Raw genomic sequence first — 19,671 nt, forward strand, 5'->3', positions numbered from 1 at the left:
TGATGCTGTCATCATCACAACAACTCCTTATGTCGAATAATCTTGCGAGTAATCTGCTCCCAATAACCGCCGTAAGGCACACGCTCTGACAAGTAGCCGTAGGCATGGTGCAACATGGCATCGGGTACCGGATGCAGATAAGAAGCTTCTGCCAAAGGCTCTGCCCCGAGATAAATTCCCGCATGGTTGACCCGCTCACTACGTAACTGCATCAAGATCACATCGCCTGTTTTAGGACCGTCTTCGACCTCAACAAAGCCCGCTTTTGCAAAGTTATCCAAGTACAACTCGTCCCCTCCCTCCCACCAACCATCCTCACGCTCAAAGTCTGGTAAAGCGATTGCCCTTTCCCGGCGATAAAAGTCCTGTATCAAGGTGTAGCAATCGAGCACACCGTGATAGAACTGACGGCCGATCAAGGGAGCCTGATAACCCTCGGGGCAAAAAGACTCCATGCCCTCAATCCGGGGACCATCATCGCCAGGCATCACCGATACAATCAGCCACTCCAGAGGTTTGACGTGTTCGGCCATTGCCTCGCATGCCACCCGATCAGCCTGACTGGGCACTGCGGGCATGTTCGGATGCGAATGTACAAAGGCAATCAACTCACCCTGCTCCTGGGCCTGTACCCAGTCTTGCGGACGGGTGGCAAAGTAGTCTTCAGGCTCAGCGGCCACATTCACTCCCGGCACATACATTTCCTTGCGCCCCTTGGCCACCACAAAGCCCACTGCTTCGCGTGGATACTCGGCCAAGGCATGTGCATTAATCGCTTCTATGGTTTTTTTATTCATACGACACCCATAAAAAAAACCGCCCATGGCGGTCGTCCAACGCTTTACTAAAATCAAGAAACCCCGAACACCACAACCTGGCTCGCCTATCGGTTGAAGCTTGGCCCGCAGTGCCCACCCTCCAGTAGCCAACTACCGCTTACCAGAAGACAAGTACGACGGCCCGAGCTCATCCTTATCGCACTCGGTCAGCAGCCGGTTCACCACCAAAAGAGATCTCGGCTTCCTCTGGCCGACAATTCTGGACACTGGCCCAGCGCAACTGGCAACTGCGTACAAAACCGGGGCAACGATCCAGGGCCGGATCCTGTACGGGTTGATCGTTCTTATCGAACATGGCCGAGCCGGTATAGCCACAATACGGGCCACGGTAGCCGCCCACACGCGTCCAGGAGCAATACGTCATGATCTGGCGACCTGGCAATTGCTGCCCCTGAAAGTCCAGGGGACTGGACAGCTCAAACTCTACAAGCTGAGCATTGCTGGCGACACGCTGTTCAATCAACCAGACCTCCAGCGGAAATGCCTGGGTCGGGTCTGCGGTCGGGTTACCTTCAGGGAAGTTGGCTGCATCCAGATACTTGGCCAAGGTACGGTGACGGATAAACCGTGCACCAACCAAATCACCATACACGCGACACATGGCAGAAATCACACCCGGGATTTTCTTGCCACTCTCATCCACACCAATATTGCCTACCTGAATACTAGGCGTTGGCTGACGACCCTCTCCCGTACGCTGAAAACCGCTGGCTTGAATAGCCCAGGGCTCGTAGCGCTCTCCCTGCCACCAAATCGGAGTCTCTTGCGGGTAGCCGTGAAAACGCAAGGTACCGGCACCGATTTCCTCCGCGTCCAGTTCAAACACTTCAACAATGGCGCCTGGCTCCAGTTTTTGAATATCTGCCGTTATGCTCATGGTCGAAATCCTTGTTCAAAACCGAGTGACAACTGCCAAACAGGGCCACCTCTATGGGTTTTGGTATAACCGCGACACTGCACCACCATAGCCTCACTCCAGCCTGGTGGAGTCCAGAGAAAAGAGCGCCCCTCGCCATGGCGGTCCAGGAACTCCTGAATAGGCCCCATCTTTTCTTCGGTACCGACAAACATCAAAGACCAGCCAGACCGTCGCGGGTTCAGACCAGCACCTGCGCTTTGCTCATACCCGTCACCAAAACGAGCGGAGAGCACACGGTACTGAACCTCTTCAGAAATTGCCTTTTGCTCAGGCAGCCAAGTAAATGTTTCCATCATCGTGAATATCCATTGCGTTGATTCCATAACAAGCCGCCTTGTCGCATTTCACGCGACAAAGTCTGCTGCACTTGGGCAGCAATCAGCGTCCCCAACTGCCGGCCCTGCATATCGTCGCCATCCACCTGCGTCTGGCCATCGCTTTGCGACATATTGACTGCCACATTGATCTGGAATCCTTGAGCTCCGGCCTGCCCTGGGTCACTACCGGCGTCCTGCAGGTAATCCGTCAGATCCGAGTTCTGACGGGCACTCAACACACGCTCACCTTTATCCAGCAACCAGGTTCCCTCATACGGCACACGATCGATACCTTTATGAGCAACACCCATAAGATTCGTCAAAGCAAAAGTATTTGCTATTCCTAAAGATGCCGGGACAGCATTGGCACCTTGGGTAGCCAAAGACACCAAGGTCGCTGGCCCACTCCAAGCCGCTGCAATAGTGGCGGCTTGAGCGGCACTGGTCGTGGTAGTTGTTGCACCTATGGTTTCACCCAGCATTGCATTGACCGCCATACGCACACCGATCTTGATCAGCATCTTCAAGACCTCGTCACTGATCCCAACAAACAGGCCACGTAGATCCAGCTCACCTGTTTTCACAAAATTGAACAGGGTTTGTTCGATATTCTCAAAAGCTGTCTCAAACACCTGCTGCGTCAGCGCGGACACATCAATTGCAGTCGCTGCAAACTTGCGCAGCTCTTCGGTAAAGAAAGAGGTACCCGAACTCTCCGAAGAACCAGCCCCCCCAAGCGAAGCCCCCGGTTGTGGTCCAAAGAATGATCCACTTCCGCCGTATGCAGGACCAGGTCCGCTCATCCCACCCAAGCCCGGCACATGCCCATCCAAAGAAAAAGGGTCTGCACCAAACCCGGGCAGGCGCGAACCAAACATATTGGAGTACGTACCAAACCCGGGAGTCGGAGTTCCTGGCATGGCTGGATAGCTACCATAGCCCGGCAAGCGGGTGCCGAACATGGGGGCATTTATGTCTTCATTCGGATTCGCAAACCGGGTCAGGCCGGGTACACGCAAACCATACAAATTCGTCCCTGGATCCGGCATGGGAGCAAGAGGGCTTCCACCGGTGCAACAACAAGGCACACAGTCCTGCGCCGCCGCAGCAGGTATCTGCTCGGCTTTATCCTGAACTGCTTTGGTGGCCTTGGCGGCAGCGTCATCTTCTTTTTTCTTCGGCCCGCTGATCGCCTCCAGCACGGCTCCAATGCCGGCCTTGATCAACATGCGCAGCGCCTCATCCGCTACGCCAACCAACAAGGTATTCCAGTTGAATTTGCCTGTCTTGACGAAGTCGAACAGACTTTTTTCCAGATTGGTAAAGGCATTGGTCACAATGCTTTCCATCGGAGTAGCCATATCAGAGGCTGCCTCGATGTATTTGGCAATCGCCGCTTGACGACCTGCATTCCATCCCTTGTCCTCTTCACTCTTTCTGGAATTACCAGAGGAAGCTGGAGCCTTCTTGGGCGCTGCGCTGGCTGGAGCGGGAGAAGGCGCCGTAGACGGTGCATTCACTGGTCGACTGGGGGCTGCTGCAGGGGGGGCAACCGTATTCACCACCACAATGGGGGGCTGAGACGCCACAGGACGTTTGGGCAAGGCTTTATCCAAAGCCTGAATAAACTGATCGATGGCTTGCGCACTGGCTTTGGCCTTTTTCCCAACCAGGGCAAACTGATTCCCTGCATCAGCAAGTGCGTTGCCAGCTTTGACAGTCGTCACTGAAAGACGAAGGCCCGCTTTATCAAGCGCCTTCATTGCCTTTTCCAGATCCGCGATCTGCTGTTTCATAATTTTGGGGTCCATGACTATAGAAAATAGGCTTGTCTGCGCTGCATCTCTCGCCTACAAAAAAGCCCCGCCAACCCAGGCGGGGCCATCAACACTAGCTATGTGAAAAATCACTCGTTTTCGTTCTCCTCATCGCCTGAACAGAACATCGGGCAGTCGAGCAGGCTTGCACAGGCCGCTCGACTGCCCGGATAGTAAGCCAAACCTAGGACTTCTGACGCTCCACGCCATCAATCGCCAATACCGCGGCATCCAGCTCGGCACGAGACAAGGGCGTCCCGTAAGCACCGACCACGGCCGAAATATCAGCGGTACTCAATGGCAAGGGAAAGACGCCACCCATCCCCGTTACGACAGATCGACAACGGCTGGCTGCGTGATAAATCATGATGACGTGGTCAGTAATCGGATCCGAGGGAACCTCGGGCGGTACGGCCGCCCCCAGCTTCGCATAGATCAGCTTGCGCTTTTGGCTTGGCCCGGCCCACTCTTTTTCCCACTGGAACCGGGCGAGGACTTTTCCACCGTTTCCTTGACCTCCTCTTGAGCCTCTTTGGCCAGTTGAGCCGCGTGCAGCAGAACCCAGGTAAAGAGATCGCTATCGCCAGACAGCAATGCCGCCGCATTCTCTGGCGAATACGGAACCTGACGACCAGTCTCGTCCTGAATCTGGCCCTTCCAATCCCGAATAATGTAACGACCCAGCAATTGACATTGGATGTCATGCTCACGGACGTCGCTATCGGACACCAGAATGGAACTCAGGGATTGGCCCGCATCTTCACGGGCAATCAAACGTCGCACTCGCTCCAGAGCGATTTGATAAGCCTCGGTATCCAGTCGGGTCAGTTTGAAGGACACATCATCGGTGTACTCCTCCCACCGCTCCTGACTCAGCACCGATCCCAGGCGATTAATCTTCAAAGCCATGCCATCACTCCTTAAGGTGCAGGCGCAGCAACAGGACTACGCGTCAGCACAGGGGTTTGCTTGGCCACGGTGAAGTTCAGCTCCACTTTCAGGATATCGCCCTTGGCACCGTTAGGCAGGTCACCATCGACTTCAATGGCGGGCAGATCGATCTCGTACTTGTTGCCAAGGGAGTCGGTGATCGGGAAGGAAATGGCGATCGGGGTGCGTTTGAACTGGTTCTTCCACAGCTCCCAAGCCTTCTGGGACCAAGCCAGGGTCACTGTGCCGGTGATGGCTGCTGCGGTCTCAATCAGGGCGCCGGGGCCCAAGCGCTCGGCACCAAAGCAGCGTTGAGTCTGCAGCTGGTTGTCAATGTTCAGGGTCAGGCCCGATACGCAAGCCTGACCAGCCAGGGACACGCCATTGGCCTTCACATCGCCCACGCTGATCGAGGACATGAAAGGTGTTTGGCTGGGCTCGGCCGGATCGGTGGCAAAGGGAGTTTCCTTGTCTTCGTAATCCAGGCAAGACATGGTGAAGGTCACGGTGGCTTTGCCTTCTTCAGGCACTTCCAGGGCAAAGGTGCTGACATGTGCACCCTTGAACAGCGCGTAAACATCTACGTCACGATAGGCTTTGGCCAAGCTGAAGGTGCTGCGGGTCTCGCCCACGCTCAGCTTGTTCTCTTTCCACTCACCGTAGAAGGCGGCTGCCAACAGCTCGTCAAAGGTGCCGTAGGACAGTTCGCCCGTGATGTCGCCACCAATATCAATACTGGTCACGATCGAACCCTGACCAATACGCGAATCGGTGATTTCTTCGGACTCCTCTTTGTTCAGGGTAGGAGTCAGTGTGTTGCCGGTGACGCGCAGCGTCTGCCAGCCCGAACCGGGGGTTACACCGGGAACGGTTTCTTTAACCAGGTAGCTAGTAACTTTAGCGCCAGAACTCATAATGCATCTCTCCTGTATGCAGGCAAAAAAAAACCGACGCGAGGTCGGCACAAAAAAACAGGTAAAAAATCAACCAGCCCTGAACGGGACGGTCAGGTTGATCTGGTAAAACTCTTCGCGTTGTGGCCGTTTTTGCGGGTCATCCGCTGCCACGTCGACCTGGCTCAGGCCCAGGCATTCCAACTCTCCTTCAGACCAGAAGGAAAAGTGTTCATCTACGGCATCGCTCAGGCGATCCAGCTCCTGACGGCCCTGACCCAAACGATCAAAACACTCAATCAGAATCTCGCCCGATTTGCGGGTGTAGGGTCTCGCACCCATGCCCGAGATTTCCGAGTCGGTATTCTTGATCAGCAAACGGCACCAGACGCCCGTATCCGGCGGAGTAAAGGCCGCGTGCGCATTGGGATACTCGATGCGCTCCTGAGCAATCCCGGTCAATGCCACCATGTGATCAATAATGGCTTTACTGATCTGTTCAAAGTTCATCTTGTGTAGTTCTCCTGAACGGTCCTGGCCATCTGCTTGACGGCCAATCGACGACTGTGCGTGGGTTGCTGTGACCAGGCATAAAAAAACCCCGCAGCAATTTCTTGCTCGGGGTTGTTTCGTTTGCATTGGACGCAACTTTGCACGCCCATTATTGCAATTAGCCTTGCAGATTCATAGCGGACCATGTTGCAGACTGCAACGCCAGGCGTAAAAAGCAGAGGTTTCACCCTCTTTGATCTTGTCCACCTGGCCTGAATCCTGCAACTGCACCAGCACACGCTTGACCCCTTCGCGCATGGCGTTGCGTTGGGCCGTGGACAGCTCCATGCCTTTGCTGACGTGCCGCACAATCTGGATCATGCGGAACTCTCGTCCCGGATAGGCCGCTAACAGGTCTATGACTTCGGCTGCATACTTCACCGCAAAATCTCCTTCTCGACTGTGATTCTGAAATCCATCAAATGGCGGCGGTAGTCTTCATCCCGAAGGACCGCGCCAGTCACCTTTTTGATCCACAAACGGGCTGTGGTCTGACGTTCGCTGGCGGTCAAATGACCGTACTGAGCGTTCTTGCGCGGGTACTCGGCCTGGATGACCATGGCTTGGTAATGCGGCAGGCGCTGGTAGAGGGCGTCAACCGCCAAAGCGTGGTCTTGATGTATGGGCCTGAAATCCTCTTGCCAGGGAACGTAGCGTTCCATATTGCCCACGGTCTGCCCGGACCAGCACCAACGGGCCCAGTTCCAGAGCAAATCGTCGCCGCTCAGACCCTGCTTTTTTTCTGCTTTGATTGTCATGTGGGTTCCTCCTTCAAGCCCGATGAACGGTGATGCCGTGCATCCGGGTCAGCAAAATTCGTTTGATGCTTTGGAACAGGCTTTCTGGATCGCCGCTTAGCTGCACAATGCGATCGCCGCTGCTGTTGTCCGTGTAGGCAAAATCCGCGATATAGCAAATCCTGCCGGCAGGTATCAGGTGGCTGAAAAGCCGTGGCACCAGACTCCAGGATGGCTGCTGTACCAAATGCCTGATCTGGCCGCTCCGCTGCAAAGCCAGCAGTTCTCTGTAGCGATGGGCAGGTGCTCCGGTGATCGCCTGATGCACCTCTTGATGACGCCGTCTTGTCAGATCCATGGCTGGTTCACTCCTTGCCCAAGGCTGCTTTGGCCATCTTCAGCACAGCCAGGGAACACGCTTCCGGGCGGGCCAAGATCCGATTCGCCCAGACTCGCGGGTCCTTGTCGGTGTCGCCCGAAATCACCTGAGCCAGGTCGCGCACGCGTCGTTGCCCTTCCCGGCGCCCTTGCTCCCAGTCTTGCGGGGAGGTCAGGGCCAATCGAGGCGGCGGGATTTCTGCCCACTGTCCTTTGGCCAGGTGATCTCCCAGCACTTTGTGCCAGCGTTGTTCCAGCTGCGTGTAGGCCTGATTCAGCATGTCAAACTGTCCAATGCTGATTGCTGCGTGATAGATAGCCGGGTGTGACCACTCGCCCATTTCTCCTCGCACTCGTGCCTGCATGCCACGCACGGCCTGGAAAAAGGCGGTTTCTGGCTCCAGTTGAGGGCGGCACGCACGCAAGAACTCCGGCAAGCTGGGGGGCCAATCAAACATGCGACGGCAATTCTTGATGCCTAGTGCCACGTCATTGGGCGAGACACCTTCCTCGTCAAAAGCTTCGGCCCAGGCCTGTTTCCAGTCTTCAATGGCTTGCTTGTCCCGAAAGTTGGAGCGGAACTTGTTCGGATAAATGCCATTGAGCCGGTTGTACAAATGGTCCATCAGGCTGATGCCTTCCAGCTTGGTATGACGCAGCAGCCAGGGGTTGGAAAAATCAGATATCGATGACATCGTCTATCTCCTCGCGTTGCCGATGACGGTTCACATAAGCCAGGGGATCAAAGCCCGACGCCTGACCTGCACGGGGCTCGTTGCGTCCTTCCAGCCAGCTGGCCTTGCCCCCGCGCCAGCCACGCAACATGCACTCGGCCAGAAAGTCGTCCACGCTGTAGCCCATTTCCAAAGCACGGTGGGCTTCGGTGCCCAGGCGGTTCAGGGCGGTTTGCGTCAAGGGTGCTTTGATCTCGCGGCGATGGCGCAGATAATCTGCGATCACTTCGGCACGGGGTTCAGCAGGCCAGGCAGAGAACTCCAGCGCCGGAGCCTTGCGACGCACGTTTGTTTTTTCTTTATCTTTTTCCGTATCTGTATCTCCTTCTTTATCTGTCTCTTTATCTAGCGCGTTACCCGGCCGTTTCGGTAACGTTACGGACGCGTTACTGCCTTCGTTACCGTCTTGTTCCTGTTTTTTTCTGGCCCGAAACCGCGCCACCCGCTCCGCGCTGCTGTCGGATTTCATCTGGCGTTTGTCCCACGCCAGAGGCTGCAAAGTTTCCTGGTCGATCAGGCCCACTTCGCTTAAGCGGCGCACCACATCGTCCAAGGTACGCAGGTCCAGGCCCAGCTTGACGGCCACCTTGCGCAGCATCAGCGTGTCTTCGCTGTCTAGCACGCCCTGCCCTTTAAGGCAGAGCAAGGCCACGTAATGCCATCTGTCCTCGAAAGCCAGCAGACGCAACTTCTCGTCGTCCACCATCTCGGTATAGGCGCGAAACCACGGCATATTGCTCATAGGCACGCTCCTGACTGTGTGAGCCATCGACAAGCAAACTCGTGTCGATGGTTGTGAATACGTGTTTTCATGGCACCCCCGCCTGAAAAACCGCACGCCTCTGATGTATTTGCAAAAATATGACGCGCAGCAGGACCCCTGGCCCAAACAGGCCACGAACATCCGATTGATAGGCAATGCCCAAAGGGCACAAGAACTGCGTCACCCCATGACGCAATCGAACTGTCAGGCATGGCTTGCAAGCCAAACCCGTCGTAAATGCTTAGATATTTCTAGAGCTTTCTTTGGGTGCTGGGGCGGGCACCACCGGGTTCATGTGATGGAAGACCAGTTGCCAGACGCGCGGTATGACACCAGCCTTCTCCCATTGAGATATGCGGCCTTTGCTCAAGCCCGTGATACGCAATACGGCTCGGCGACCGCCCATTTCTTCGATGATGTGTTTAGCATTCATGCATTGAGTATAGATAGTTCTAAACGTAAAGAAAAGAAATATCTAAACCTATGTTTAGTTTTTTCTTGTTTTAATGTCGGGTATGGATATTTACTCGATTCGCCGCAGAAACCTGCAACGCCTGATTGAAGACCGCGCTCACGGCAACGCGGCTGACTTTGCGCGCTCTATTGGGCGCACACGGGCGCAACTGGCCCAGTACCTGTCATCCACCTACAACGGTGGGCGCAGCATTGGCGAACGAGTGGCGCGAGCCATAGAAAAAGAAGTGGGTCTGGAAGCGCATAGCCTGGATCAGCAAGGCTATGGTTTTGGGGCCAAGCACGGTTTTGACTCCAACGTGCAAGACGCCATGATGGGCGAGCGGCGTATCCCCCTGCTGAACTATGTACAGGCAGGTGTGTTTAGGGATCCCGGTCAGAACTTCACATTTGAAGAAGTGGAATATCTGCTGACAGACCTGTGTCTGTCCGAGCGTTCCTTTGCCTTGCAGATCAAGGGCGATTCCATGTTGCCGGACTTCAAGGAAGGCGACCGGATTATTGTGGATTGCGAGCTTACGCCCCGCCCCGGTGATTATGTGGTCGCCAAAAACAGCGAAGAAGAAGCCACCTTCAAGAAGTACCGGCTCTTGTGCATAGATGAAGGTGGGCAAGAAATCTTTGAGCTGGTGCCGCTGAACGAAGACTATCCTTCCATTCGCAGCGACCAGCATGCTATTGAAATCATCGGCACCATGGTGGAGCACCGGAAATACTATCGGCGTTCGTAAAAAGCTGGCAGCGCAGGCTGCCTTGCATGATGCGGCTTAACGCTTTTTCATTTCCTGATCGACCTTCTCCATCCAGGCCTGATCACAAGGGACGGGCTGTGCTGAGCGCTGACCATACAAACGGATATGCACCACGTTGCACCACTCCTGCGAGCCATAGTCAGGGCCATGCCCTTGTCCATCGGAGACAGCCAATTGACGATCCACCTTTTCCAGCCAGGCCTCACTGCCGACTTTCTCTGTGGGCACCGTAGTTTGGCAAGCGGCTAACAATAAAGCGGGGGCAAGCATCAAGATTCGCATGACAATATCCAAATAAAACCTCTGCTATAACAGAGCATCAAAAAACTATTATTTTTCAATGCCCCTTTTATAACAAGACCATTGGGGACTCAAGCTCGTCCCTGGCATGTGAGACAAGAATGAAATGGCTGTTCCTATGCCTGATCATGGCATTGCTACCTCTGAGCACGCAGGCAAGAAACACTCCCTGCTCAGGCAAAAAAGGTGGCATTTCCCACTGCGAGGGGGAAATCTTTGTATGCCGTGATGGTTCAGCCAGCGGCAGCAAGCGGTCGTGTCCTGCGTACACCGGCACTGCAGGACAACGTTCGCAGTCCAGGCCACAGGCGCTGCAATCCAGCAGCGTTTGCCCCTGCTCCAGTGGAACCTATTGCACCGGCCCTCGTGGAGGGCGCTATTGCGAAACCAGCACAGGTAGCAAACGCTATCAGCGCAAATAAGGGGGCAGCCTGCGGTACTTGCTTAGCAATTGCCCTTTTTAGCCTGGCCGGGTGGACAGTGACGCTGCCCATATCCACCGTAACCATCCGGATCCACAATCACCGAACCCCTGGGAGTATGGACGGCACAGGCGGAAAGAATAGCTGTCATGGTCAAAGCCAAAATAAGTGTTTTCATCATTATTCTCTGGGTTTTAGACGCGCTCATTGTGCTCCAAGGATAAACAACAAGGTGCTACCAATCGCGAGCAAATACAGTTGGGCCTCCAGATGCTTGAATCTCTTGCTCTAGCCGTGGCTACGCTAGGCACAAACACAGACTTTATGTAATAATTGCGGACTTGTTGCCCCTCTAGCTCATGCTTGGTTAGAGCAGCGGACTCATAATCCGTTGGTGCCGTGTTCGACTCACGGGGGGGGCACCATTTCATTCCTCTTTCAAGCATCGGCCCGTACTAATAATAGCAATGCCGAACTCGCTTGTTCCCTGCCGTTTGGCTTGCACCCAGCAACAAACCTGAAGCCCGGGCTTCTTGCTGTTTGAGCAAGTTACCCAGGCCTGAAAAGCGCTTATTTATCCGCCGGCAAGAGCGAAGAATGGTGGCTGACAATCAGCCAATCCCCCCCGTTCCATTGATAGGTATAGGTGTAACGCGCGCCTACGTCCTTGCCGCTGCTGCCCATATGAAAGGTATACAGCCCCGAGTCCACTGCCATATTGCAGCCTAGGGTGATCTGTCGTTGCGTTACCCTGCCCTGCGGCTTGCCAGCCAGAAAGTGGTCGAAATAATCTTCTTTCTCTGCCTTGGTGATGCGGTTTACCCCAGACAGCGTGGGTAGCAGAATCGAGCGCTCTGCATAGTTGTTAACGACGACCTCGGGTTTGCCGGTTTGTAGCGACTGGTTCCAACGCTCAAACAAAACGGCAACACCAGCCTCGTCTATCGGTGCACAGCTTGGTGAAGATTGGGCACTCAGGCTGCGTTCTCCCTGGGTCTGTGCCGCGCAACCCGCCAGCACCAGCGTTCCCAACAACACCATGATTTTCTTGCTCATTTCCCTTACCTCCCTCTCGTTTTTATGAGGCGGATAGTAGCATCGGTGCCTAATCATTAGCGTTTAACGCTGGTCGAGGCGACGTACTACAAACGTTCGGGAATGAGTGGGACATTGTGGGGCTGAACCTCCTTACTTAGTCTTGATCGTGCCCGCCCAGGCCTTTTATCTATGTGTAAGTGCACCAACAACAATTGTTAAAGTTTGTTTTATACAGGAACCCTTCGCTGCCTAGTCATTAAAATCGCTTCTCTTTATATAAGTAGAAGGGGAAGTTCATGACTTTTCGTATGGGTGCATTGGCCGCTATGCTGGCCGTCGCTGGCCTGACTGCAGGCTGTCAGACAATGGATGTGGGTGGCATGGTCGGTGCCGGCAGCAAGGCTGTCCAGGCGTTCAATTTGTCCGATCAGGAAGTGATTGCTCTGTCGGATCAGTCCTGCAAGCAGATGGATGCTGAAAACAAAGTGGCCAGCCCCAACAGCAAGTACAACAAGCGCCTGCAACGTGTCGTCAAGCCATTGGCGAAACAGTTGAACGGTCAAACACCGAACTTCAAGGTTTACCAGACTCAGGAAGTGAACGCCTGGGCCATGGCTAACGGTTGTATCCGTGTGTATGCCGGTCTGATGGACAAGATGAACGACGACGAACTGCGCGGCGTGATCGGTCACGAAATGGGCCACGTTGAACTGGGCCACAGCAAGAAAGCCATGCAAACCGCCTACGGCCTGTCCGCTGCTCGTGACGCTGCTGCCGCCACCGGTAACGGTGTGGTTGCTCAGTTGAACTCCAGCCAATTGGGCGAGCTGTCCGAAGCCTTCCTGAACGCTCAGTTCTCGCAATCGCAAGAATCCGACGCTGACGACTACTCCTTTGACCTGCTGACCGAGCGCAAGCTCAAGACCCAGGGTCTGGTTTCTGCCTTTGAAAAACTGGCAGCTCTGGACGGCGGCGAAAGCAGCGTGATGAGCTCGCACCCCGGTTCCAAAGAACGCGCCCAGCGTATGCAACAGCGCATCGACGCGGCTAAATAAGCCCCTCCGACGCAGCGAATCGCATGCCGCTAACCCGTCCGCTTTTGCGGGCGGGTTTTTTTATGGGGATTCCAGGGATCACAAGTCAGGATGCAGCACAGCATCGGGCCGCCGCTACCAAACGCTGTATGCTCGGCCAGGAACTTTTTACCCGTACGATGAACCAATCAGACATTATCAACACCCGTACTCCCTCGAACGCCCCTGCCTGACAAGCAGTCCAGCTACAGCAAAGCCTGGTCTGTAAATCCTTACTTTTCGTCGCGGCAGCGCCATAAACCAATACCTGCTTTCAGGTATGCTTGTGCCATTCTTTGGTCTTGGCAGTTACGCTCTTGAAAAAGTCTTCCTCTTCAAAAAATTCCTGTCCCTGCGGCAATCCCAAAACCTACGAAGTTTGTTGCGGCCCTTGGCACCAAGGCCCGCAGTACTTGCAAGCCCCCGATGCGGCTACCCTGATGCGCTCGCGGTACAGCGCTTTTGTGCGCGACGATCTGGACTATCTGCTGGCCACCTGGCATAGCTCCACCCGCCCTCATTCGCTGGAACCCAATCCGGAAGGTTTGCAATGGCTGGGCCTGGATGTGCGACGTCATGAACGTGTTTCCGACACGGAAGCGATTGTGGAATTTGTCGCTCGCAACCGTCTGAATGGCCGGGCGAACCGTCTGCATGAAGTCAGCCGTTTTGTCCTTGAACAAGGCCAATGGTTTTACGTGGACGGAGATTTCTCATGAGCCAAAGCAACGATTTTGGGCAAGCGGAACAGGTCCATGGCTCCAGCCTGCCCATGGCTTTGCTTCTGGAAGCTGATCCCAGCACAAGTCTGATTGAAAGCTACAAAGACACACCGCACGCCTGGTGCATTAAAGATCAGGAACACATCGTGGCGGCTGCTATTTTGCAGCGCAGGAACGCCCAGGATTGGGAGCTGATGAACATCGCCGTTCAGCCCTCGCACCAGGGTCATGGGTTGGGTGCCAAGCTGCTGTCTGCCCTGATTAGCTATGTACGCGAACAAGGTGGTCAAACCTTATATGTGGCCACCGGCACCATTGGCTACCCCCTGTTTTTCTATCAGCGCGCCGGCTTTCGAGTGGTGGCGGTAGAGCCCGATTATTTCCTGCACCATTACGACGAGGCCCTGTTTGAGGACGGCTTGCAGCACAAGGACCGCCTGATTCTGAGCCTTGCCCTGAACTAAAAGACTGCAATGATGCTGTCCCTTCCTTCTGGTTGATATGCTGAGCACCCTAAGCAATTTTGCAGAACAGGCCACAGCCCTGATCAGCGCCAACCCCCAATGGGTGGCCCCCGCTGTATTCGCTTTGTGCCTGGTCGAGTCCCTGCCCTTTCTGGCCCTGATCATACCGGGTACAGCCATCCTTTTATCCGTCGGTGCCCTGGTCGGCGCCGGGGAAATGAGCTTGCTGCCGATCTGGCTGTCCGTGACACTGGGCGCCGGCCTGGGCAATGCCATCTCGTTTTTTCTGGGCCAGCGTTACGGCGGCAATCTGTTTCACTTCGAGTGGGCCCGCAAGCGCTTGCATCTGTATGCAAAAGCGCAGGCTTTTTTTGCACGCTGGGGATGGTTTAGTATTGTGGCCTGCCGCTTTGTTGGTCCCTTGCGCTCAACTGTCCCCTTGATTGCGGGCACCTGTGCCATGTCGCCTCTGAGTTTTCATATCTCATCCTGGGCCTCGGCCGCCTTGTGGGCCAGTGTCTTGCTGCTACCTGGCTGGTTCAGTTTCCAACCCTGATTTTCAATGACCCCTGTAAGCCTCGCCTACCTGCATTTATTCATCGCGATTCTCTTCGAGATCATCGCCACCAGCTTGCTGCAGCGCTCCGAACAGTTCACGCGCCTGATGCCCAGCGCCTTCACCATCATGTTCTACGCAGGTGCGTTTTACTTCCTGTCGCTCAGCCTGCGCGTCATGCCGGTTGGGGTGGCCTATGCCATCTGGAGTGGCGTGGGCATTGTGCTGATTTCCTTGATTGGCTGGGTGGTCTTCAAGCAGAAGCTGGATTTGGCCGCTATGATTGGCATCGGTTTTATTGTGGTGGGTGTGCTGATTGTGAATCTGTTCTCCAAATCTGTCGGCCACTGATTTTAGTGAATAAATATGATTGCCTTGATTCAACGGGTACGCCAGGCCCAGGTCGATATTGAAAACCAAACTGTCGCAAAAATTGGCGCAGGCATGGCCGTTCTGGTCTGTGCCGAGCACGGTGACACCCGCGAGCAAGCCACACGCTTGCTGGATAAATTGCTGGCCCTGCGCATTTTCTCGGACGAGCAAGGCAAGATGAACCTGAACTTGCAGCAAGCCGGTGGTCAGCTATTACTGGTTAGCCAGTTCACCCTGGCAGCCGATACGCGCAAGGGCAACCGTCCAGGATTCAGCCGCGCTGCGCCCCCTGCAATCAGCCAGCCCTTGTTTGACGAGCTGGTAGCCATGGCCCGCACCCGGCTGCCTGATACCCAGTGCGGCGTATTTGGTGCCGATATGCAATTGAGCCTGACCAACGATGGGCCAGTCACGATTCCCATACATATTGCGCCCGACACAGACCCAAGCTGACGATTGCCTTAAAGAGGCTCCATCCCTATAATTGCGCAGGGTGTTTTGCTGGCATGGTGCAGCAAGGCAGGTTAATTACATACGCAAGGTCGGGCCGCCTTGTGGAGATTTGCCGACCATGTCCCACCCTTCTTCCGGTGCGCCTTTGCCGCGCGCCCATGTTCTGACCCGCCAGTTGCAAGCCCAATTGCAACGCCTCCTGCATATCGAGGCCCTGGGCGGTGTGGTCTTGTTGATGGCTGCCGCCATAGCCCTGATCTGGGCCAACTCTTCATTTGCCGATAGCTATTCTGCCCTGTGGCACACCCAAGTGACCTTGGAGCTGGGCTCCTGGCGTTTCTCGCAAGATCTGCATTTTTGGGTCAACGATATTCTGATGACCTTGTTCTTCCTGGTTGTCGGGATGGAGATCCGCCGCGAGATCCATGACGGTGCCCTGTCCGACTGGCGCTCGGCCATGCTGCCTATCTGTGCTGCCCTGTCCGCCATCACCCTGCCCGCGCTGATCTACGCCGCCATGAATCCCGACCCGAAGGTGCTGATGGGTTGGGCCATTCCGACTGCCACCGATATTGCCTTTGCAGTGGGTGTGCTGGCCTTGCTGGGCCGCTCCCTGCCCCCCAGCTTGCGGGTGTTTTTGTTGGCGCTGGCCATTATTGATGACCTGGTCGCCATCCTGATCATTGCCTTCTTCTACTCGGGTGGCCTGGACTACAGCGCCTTCCTGATTGCAGCCGTTGGTATTGTGGCCGTCCTGAGTCTGCAAAAAATGGGCATAGGCTCGGCCTGGGCCTATGTCGTTCCCGGTGCGATCCTGTGGTTTGGCTTGTTGAAGACAGGTGCTCACCCCACACTGGCCGGTGTGGTTCTGGGCATGATGAGCCCTGTGCGCGCCCTGCCCTTGCCTCGCAAGGCCCGTCACCTGAATCTGGAACTGGCCACCAAACTGGAAAGCCAGCATGACACCCACGAAGTCATGCACACGCTGCAGAAAATGCAGTTGGCTCAACGCGAGATTCTGCCTCCGGTCCAGCGTATTCCTGCACTGCTGCACCCCTGGGTAGCGTTCATCATCATGCCGGTGTTTGCGCTGGCCAATGCCGGTGTCAGCCTGAATGGTCTGGACCTGAATGCCGCCGGTGCACAAAGCGCCCTGTTTGGTGTGGCGATTGCCCTGATTGTGGGCAAGCCCCTGGGCGTCTTGCTGGGCACCTGGTTGCCCGTACGCTTGGGGCTATGTACCCTGCCTGCCGGCATGGATTGGGCCGGCGTCACCCTGATTGGTTTGCTGGCCGGTATTGGCTTTACCATGTCCATCTTTGTGGCCAACCTGGCCTTTGCCGAGCCCGTTTTGCTGGATGCTGCCAAGCTGGGCGTTCTGTGCGGCTCTTTGGCGTCCGCCGTTCTGGGCTTGGCGTGGGGCCTGATTGTGCGTCGTCGCTATCAGCAGTCTGCCAGCCAGGCAGCTTATAGCCAGGCATAAACAGCCAGACATCAAACAAACAGGCCCACGCTAGCGTGGGCCTGTTTGTTTTAGGGGCTGATCAATTAATCAATGGTCAGCACGCGTTCGTTCAGGATACGGCGGCAATCCATTTCAAACTCCAGATCCTTGACGGGAGGACGGGCCAGGTGCCAGCCCAAGCCATGGTTGATCGCACCGCGTTGAGCCAGTTCAGTAGCCATGAAAGGATGCAGATTGTGCACCGTGTACGCATGGGTGGCCGTCGTGTCAGCCCACTCATGGCCCAACACTTCCAGACGACGCTCCATTTCACCCAGAACCCATTGCGCCTTCTGCAACAGCCCTTCAGGCGACACGTCCTGGTAGGCCACAATGCTCTCTATATAGTCGTCGGGCGTTTCGGGGACTTCGCAGCTGCCTGCGATCACAAAGGTGGCTTCTTCAATATCGGTTTCCACCGTGTAGCTGAAAGCGTAAAAACTGGGCTCGGCAGGTGCGCCTACCAGCGGCGACACGTTGCTGCGGGCGACCGGATTATGCTTGCCTTTGACCAGGCCCCACTCTTTCAGCGTTTCCAGATACAGCTCATTGAACTTGTTGAAGTCGCTGTCGCTAACTGGCTCGGGCGAGCGCAGCTCGCAGGCGCACAAGGCTGTCAAGGGACGCTCTTCTGCTTCCAGCACGGCCTGAATCAAGTCAAAACCTTCTTTCAGTGGCACGGGGGCAGAAAACACGACCCGGCAGATCTCGTAACCGGGCTGAGCGGCCACCCCGCCCGAAAAGCGGTTCACGCCGGTCGGAATGAAGCGGTAGTTGCCTTTGTCAAAATTAATCGCATTGCTCATGGTTGTTCCTGATCGTGTAGTGGGCCTTGGCCCGCCGGGGTCGAGTCGCCGTTATGCGGCAAAGCGGGCACTATAGCACCCTCTGAACCGTCTCGAGTTCGGTGCAGGGGCACAAGCCTCACCTTAACAGCACAAATCATTTTTTTGCGCATCATTGCAATCGCTTTGACTTCCAGCGCAGACCTCCCTACGATGGCGATATTCTTCATCACGCTGAGTTTCAGCTTGGTAGTGCACTGAGCGGTTCTATGGGTAAATCATGGATCGATTCACAGACATACTTAGACCACAGCATCAGCAATTTCCCAGACAAAATGCAGCGGCTTGGCGTTTCCTGCGCCCGGCTTGGGAAGCACGTATCCGCAAAGAACGCTATCCTAGCGAGTTTCGTGCGAACTGAGCCGGTTCGCTTTACGGTCTGTTGGCCCGGTGCCAACCTCCTGAACTCAAGACCCTGTACCTGCACGCCCACTGGAGTATTGCATGTCCACGCATCCATCAACTGAGCTACTTGGCCCCCAAACCCCGATTGCCGATATTGTTCTGGCCCTGAATCAGCTGGAGCAACGCCCCGCGCTGCTCGCTGCCCAGGAGCTGGATAACGAACGTCTGCAAGCCTTGCTGGAAGTGCCGGAGTTGCGTTGGGCCAGTGCGCTCTTGATGGAGCTGACACGTCCCGAACGCCTGCCAGTGCTGGAGCAACTGGCCGAAGACCGAATGGCCGACTTGCTGCAAGACCTGGACCATGAAGACCAGGAGCAGATTCTTGGCCGCCTGACCCAGCGCACCCGCACCTCCATCATGCGTCTGATGCACTATCCGGCAGACACAGCCGGCGGCATCATGACTACCGAGTTTCTGCAAGTGCCCATGAGCTGGAATGTGGCACAAACCTTGCAGCACATTCGGGAAGTGGAAAGTACCCGCGAAACGGTCTATGCCATCTATGTGGTCAACGACAAGCAACAACTGCAATTTGTGGTGCCTTTGCGCAAGCTGGTGTGCGCCGACCCGCAGGCGGCCCTGACCGAGTTGTGGAGTGGCGACAGCCCCATTGCCGTGCAGGCCCTGACGGACAAGGAGGCCGTGGCCCAACTGATACGCCGCCACGACTTTCTGGCCATTCCAGTGGTGGACGAGGCCAATGCCATCATCGGCATTGTGACGGTAGACGACGTGATCGACGCCCTGATGGACGAGGCCGCCGAAGACATGAACCGCTTCGGGGGTGCCGAACATATTGGCAAACCCTATCTGCAAGCGGGCTTTAGCACCATGATTCGCAAACGGGGAGGCTGGCTGGCCATTCTGTTCCTGGGTGAAATGCTGACCGCCAGTGCCATGCAGTACTACGAAATACAGCTGGAAAAGGCCGTGGTCCTGGCCATGTTCATTCCCTTGATCATGAGCTCCGGCGGTAACTCCGGCTCGCAGGCCACTTCCTTGCTGATTCGCGGTCTGGCCCTGGGTGAAGTCCGGGTGCGCGACTGGTGGCGTGTCCTGCTGCGCGAATTACCCGTGGGTCTGGTGCTGGGCACCATGTTGGGGGCGATCGGCTTTATTCGTATCGAAATCTGGCAACACCTGGGCCTGTACGACTATGGCGAGCACTCCTTGCTGATTGCCTTCACCATCTGGCTGGCTCTGGTGGGCATTGTGACGTTCGGTTCTTGTATTGGCTCCATGCTGCCCTTCATCTTGCAGCGCGTCGGTTTTGACCCGGCCAGTGCCTCGGCACCCCTGGTGGCCACGCTGGTAGACGTGCTCGGTTTGGTGATTTACTTCTCCGTGGCCGCGATGTTGCTGACAGGAACCTTGCTCTAGCCATGAATTTTTTTGTTGAATCCATACAAAAA

26 protein-coding genes and 1 tRNA gene are annotated in these 19,671 nt (G+C 55.7%); 11 read left to right on the top strand and 16 right to left on the bottom strand.

The genetic code is table 11. The features are described 5' to 3' along the window. Positions 1-14 precede the first annotated feature (14 nt). The 13 genes from OSH04_RS13355 to OSH04_RS13415 all read right to left on the bottom strand — a co-directional run bounded on the left by OSH04_RS13355 (position 15) and on the right by OSH04_RS13415 (position 8,858). Positions 15-797, bottom strand: coding sequence for a C40 family peptidase (locus OSH04_RS13355; protein WP_266108661.1), 783 nt, complete (start codon positions 795-797; stop codon positions 15-17). 175 nt (positions 798-972) lie between these two features. Then, entirely contained in the window at positions 973-1,716 is a 744-nt protein-coding gene (locus OSH04_RS13360) for a phage minor tail protein L (protein ID WP_266108662.1), read from the bottom strand. Beyond that, positions 1,713-2,054, bottom strand: coding sequence for a phage tail protein (locus OSH04_RS13365; RefSeq protein ID WP_052159187.1), 342 nt, complete (start codon positions 2,052-2,054; stop codon positions 1,713-1,715). The genes OSH04_RS13360 and OSH04_RS13365 overlap by 4 nt, the downstream gene beginning before the upstream one ends. Continuing rightward, complete coding sequence (locus OSH04_RS13370) at positions 2,051-3,871, bottom strand: phage tail tape measure C-terminal domain-containing protein (RefSeq protein WP_160289034.1); 1,821 nt, start codon at positions 3,869-3,871, stop codon at positions 2,051-2,053. The genes OSH04_RS13365 and OSH04_RS13370 overlap by 4 nt, the downstream gene beginning before the upstream one ends. 205 nt (positions 3,872-4,076) lie before the next feature. Beyond that, positions 4,077-4,259: a hypothetical protein gene (locus tag OSH04_RS13375; RefSeq protein ID WP_152602578.1), complete on the bottom strand. Its 183-nt coding sequence runs from the start codon at positions 4,257-4,259 to the stop codon at positions 4,077-4,079. Between the two features lie 68 nt (positions 4,260-4,327). After that, on the bottom strand, positions 4,328-4,801 hold the full coding sequence (locus OSH04_RS13380; RefSeq protein WP_035268275.1) for a hypothetical protein: 474 nt from the start codon (positions 4,799-4,801) through the stop codon (positions 4,328-4,330). Between the two features lie 11 nt (positions 4,802-4,812). Then, positions 4,813-5,736 (bottom strand): phage tail tube protein, encoded by a 924-nt coding sequence (locus OSH04_RS13385; protein ID WP_021446765.1) that lies wholly within the window; start codon positions 5,734-5,736, stop codon positions 4,813-4,815. A gap of 69 nt (positions 5,737-5,805) precedes the next feature. After that, on the bottom strand, positions 5,806-6,225 hold the full coding sequence (locus tag OSH04_RS13390; RefSeq protein ID WP_266108663.1) for a phage tail terminator-like protein: 420 nt from the start codon (positions 6,223-6,225) through the stop codon (positions 5,806-5,808). Positions 6,226-6,399: 174 nt separating this feature from the next. After that, entirely contained in the window at positions 6,400-6,648 is a 249-nt protein-coding gene (locus tag OSH04_RS13395; RefSeq protein ID WP_009459904.1) for a hypothetical protein, read from the bottom strand. Continuing rightward, positions 6,645-7,025 carry a hypothetical protein gene (locus tag OSH04_RS13400; RefSeq protein WP_203144899.1) on the bottom strand — a complete coding sequence of 127 codons (381 nt, stop codon included), beginning with the start codon at positions 7,023-7,025 and terminating at the stop codon, positions 6,645-6,647. The genes OSH04_RS13395 and OSH04_RS13400 overlap by 4 nt, the downstream gene beginning before the upstream one ends. 13 nt (positions 7,026-7,038) lie before the next feature. After that, on the bottom strand, positions 7,039-7,362 hold the full coding sequence (locus OSH04_RS13405) for a KH domain-containing protein (RefSeq protein WP_060186042.1): 324 nt from the start codon (positions 7,360-7,362) through the stop codon (positions 7,039-7,041). Positions 7,363-7,369: 7 nt separating this feature from the next. After that, positions 7,370-8,077: a replication protein P gene (locus tag OSH04_RS13410; RefSeq protein ID WP_060186043.1), complete on the bottom strand. Its 708-nt coding sequence runs from the start codon at positions 8,075-8,077 to the stop codon at positions 7,370-7,372. Next, positions 8,061-8,858, bottom strand: a complete 798-nt coding sequence (locus tag OSH04_RS13415; protein WP_266108664.1) for a hypothetical protein — start codon at positions 8,856-8,858, stop codon at positions 8,061-8,063. The genes OSH04_RS13410 and OSH04_RS13415 overlap by 17 nt, the downstream gene beginning before the upstream one ends. Before the next feature lie 103 nt (positions 8,859-8,961). Here OSH04_RS13415 and OSH04_RS13420 point away from each other — a divergent pair, with 103 nt between their 5' ends. Further along, entirely contained in the window at positions 8,962-9,441 is a 480-nt protein-coding gene (locus tag OSH04_RS13420) for a hypothetical protein (protein WP_266108665.1), read from the top strand. After that, a complete protein-coding gene (locus tag OSH04_RS13425; protein WP_088453217.1) occupies positions 9,395-10,084 on the top strand; it encodes a LexA family protein in 690 nt (229 codons plus the stop codon). Before OSH04_RS13420 ends, OSH04_RS13425 begins: the two co-directional genes overlap by 47 nt. Positions 10,085-10,120: 36 nt before the next feature. Here OSH04_RS13425 and OSH04_RS13430 read toward each other — a convergent pair whose 3' ends face one another. After that, complete coding sequence (locus OSH04_RS13430) at positions 10,121-10,387, bottom strand: hypothetical protein (protein WP_083053805.1); 267 nt, start codon at positions 10,385-10,387, stop codon at positions 10,121-10,123. A 786-nt stretch (positions 10,388-11,173) separates the two neighbouring features. Between OSH04_RS13430 and OSH04_RS13435 the strand changes: the two genes are divergently transcribed. Then, a tRNA-Ile gene (locus OSH04_RS13435) sits at positions 11,174-11,252 on the top strand. 145 nt (positions 11,253-11,397) lie between these two features. Here OSH04_RS13435 and OSH04_RS13440 read toward each other — a convergent pair. Further along, positions 11,398-11,883, bottom strand: coding sequence for a DUF4440 domain-containing protein (locus OSH04_RS13440; RefSeq protein ID WP_266108666.1), 486 nt, complete (start codon positions 11,881-11,883; stop codon positions 11,398-11,400). A 278-nt stretch (positions 11,884-12,161) separates the two neighbouring features. Between OSH04_RS13440 and loiP the strand changes: the two genes are divergently transcribed. The 7 genes from loiP to nhaA all read left to right on the top strand — a co-directional run bounded on the left by loiP (position 12,162) and on the right by nhaA (position 16,988). Then, entirely contained in the window at positions 12,162-12,920 is a 759-nt protein-coding gene (gene loiP, locus OSH04_RS13445; RefSeq protein WP_009459460.1) for a metalloprotease LoiP, read from the top strand. Between the two features lie 335 nt (positions 12,921-13,255). Beyond that, complete coding sequence (locus tag OSH04_RS13450) at positions 13,256-13,657, top strand: YchJ family protein (RefSeq protein WP_009459461.1); 402 nt, start codon at positions 13,256-13,258, stop codon at positions 13,655-13,657. Beyond that, positions 13,654-14,124, top strand: coding sequence for a GNAT family N-acetyltransferase (locus tag OSH04_RS13455; protein ID WP_035268297.1), 471 nt, complete (start codon positions 13,654-13,656; stop codon positions 14,122-14,124). The genes OSH04_RS13450 and OSH04_RS13455 overlap by 4 nt, the downstream gene beginning before the upstream one ends. A 37-nt stretch (positions 14,125-14,161) precedes the next feature. Further along, positions 14,162-14,680 (top strand): DedA family protein, encoded by a 519-nt coding sequence (locus OSH04_RS13460; RefSeq protein WP_009459463.1) that lies wholly within the window; start codon positions 14,162-14,164, stop codon positions 14,678-14,680. Positions 14,681-14,686: 6 nt separating this feature from the next. Beyond that, on the top strand, positions 14,687-15,031 hold the full coding sequence (locus OSH04_RS13465; protein ID WP_009459464.1) for a DMT family transporter: 345 nt from the start codon (positions 14,687-14,689) through the stop codon (positions 15,029-15,031). A gap of 15 nt (positions 15,032-15,046) precedes the next feature. After that, complete coding sequence (gene dtd, locus OSH04_RS13470) at positions 15,047-15,505, top strand: D-aminoacyl-tRNA deacylase (protein ID WP_035268299.1); 459 nt, start codon at positions 15,047-15,049, stop codon at positions 15,503-15,505. A gap of 118 nt (positions 15,506-15,623) precedes the next feature. Next, positions 15,624-16,988 carry a Na+/H+ antiporter NhaA gene (gene nhaA, locus OSH04_RS13475; RefSeq protein WP_266108667.1) on the top strand — a complete coding sequence of 455 codons (1,365 nt, stop codon included), beginning with the start codon at positions 15,624-15,626 and terminating at the stop codon, positions 16,986-16,988. Positions 16,989-17,053: 65 nt separating this feature from the next. On the opposite strand, the gene cnbZ is transcribed toward nhaA, so the two are convergent. After that, positions 17,054-17,815 carry a 2-amino-5-chloromuconate deaminase CnbZ gene (gene cnbZ, locus OSH04_RS13480; RefSeq protein ID WP_009459468.1) on the bottom strand — a complete coding sequence of 254 codons (762 nt, stop codon included), beginning with the start codon at positions 17,813-17,815 and terminating at the stop codon, positions 17,054-17,056. Between the two features lie 483 nt (positions 17,816-18,298). On the opposite strand from cnbZ, the gene mgtE reads away from it, so the two are divergent. Beyond that, on the top strand, positions 18,299-19,639 hold the full coding sequence (gene mgtE / locus OSH04_RS13485) for a magnesium transporter (RefSeq protein ID WP_035268303.1): 1,341 nt from the start codon (positions 18,299-18,301) through the stop codon (positions 19,637-19,639). Positions 19,640-19,671 lie beyond the last annotated feature (32 nt).

It is taken from the genome of Alcaligenes nematophilus (genome assembly GCF_026344155.1).
Classification (GTDB): domain Bacteria; phylum Pseudomonadota; class Gammaproteobacteria; order Burkholderiales; family Burkholderiaceae_B; genus Alcaligenes; species Alcaligenes phenolicus.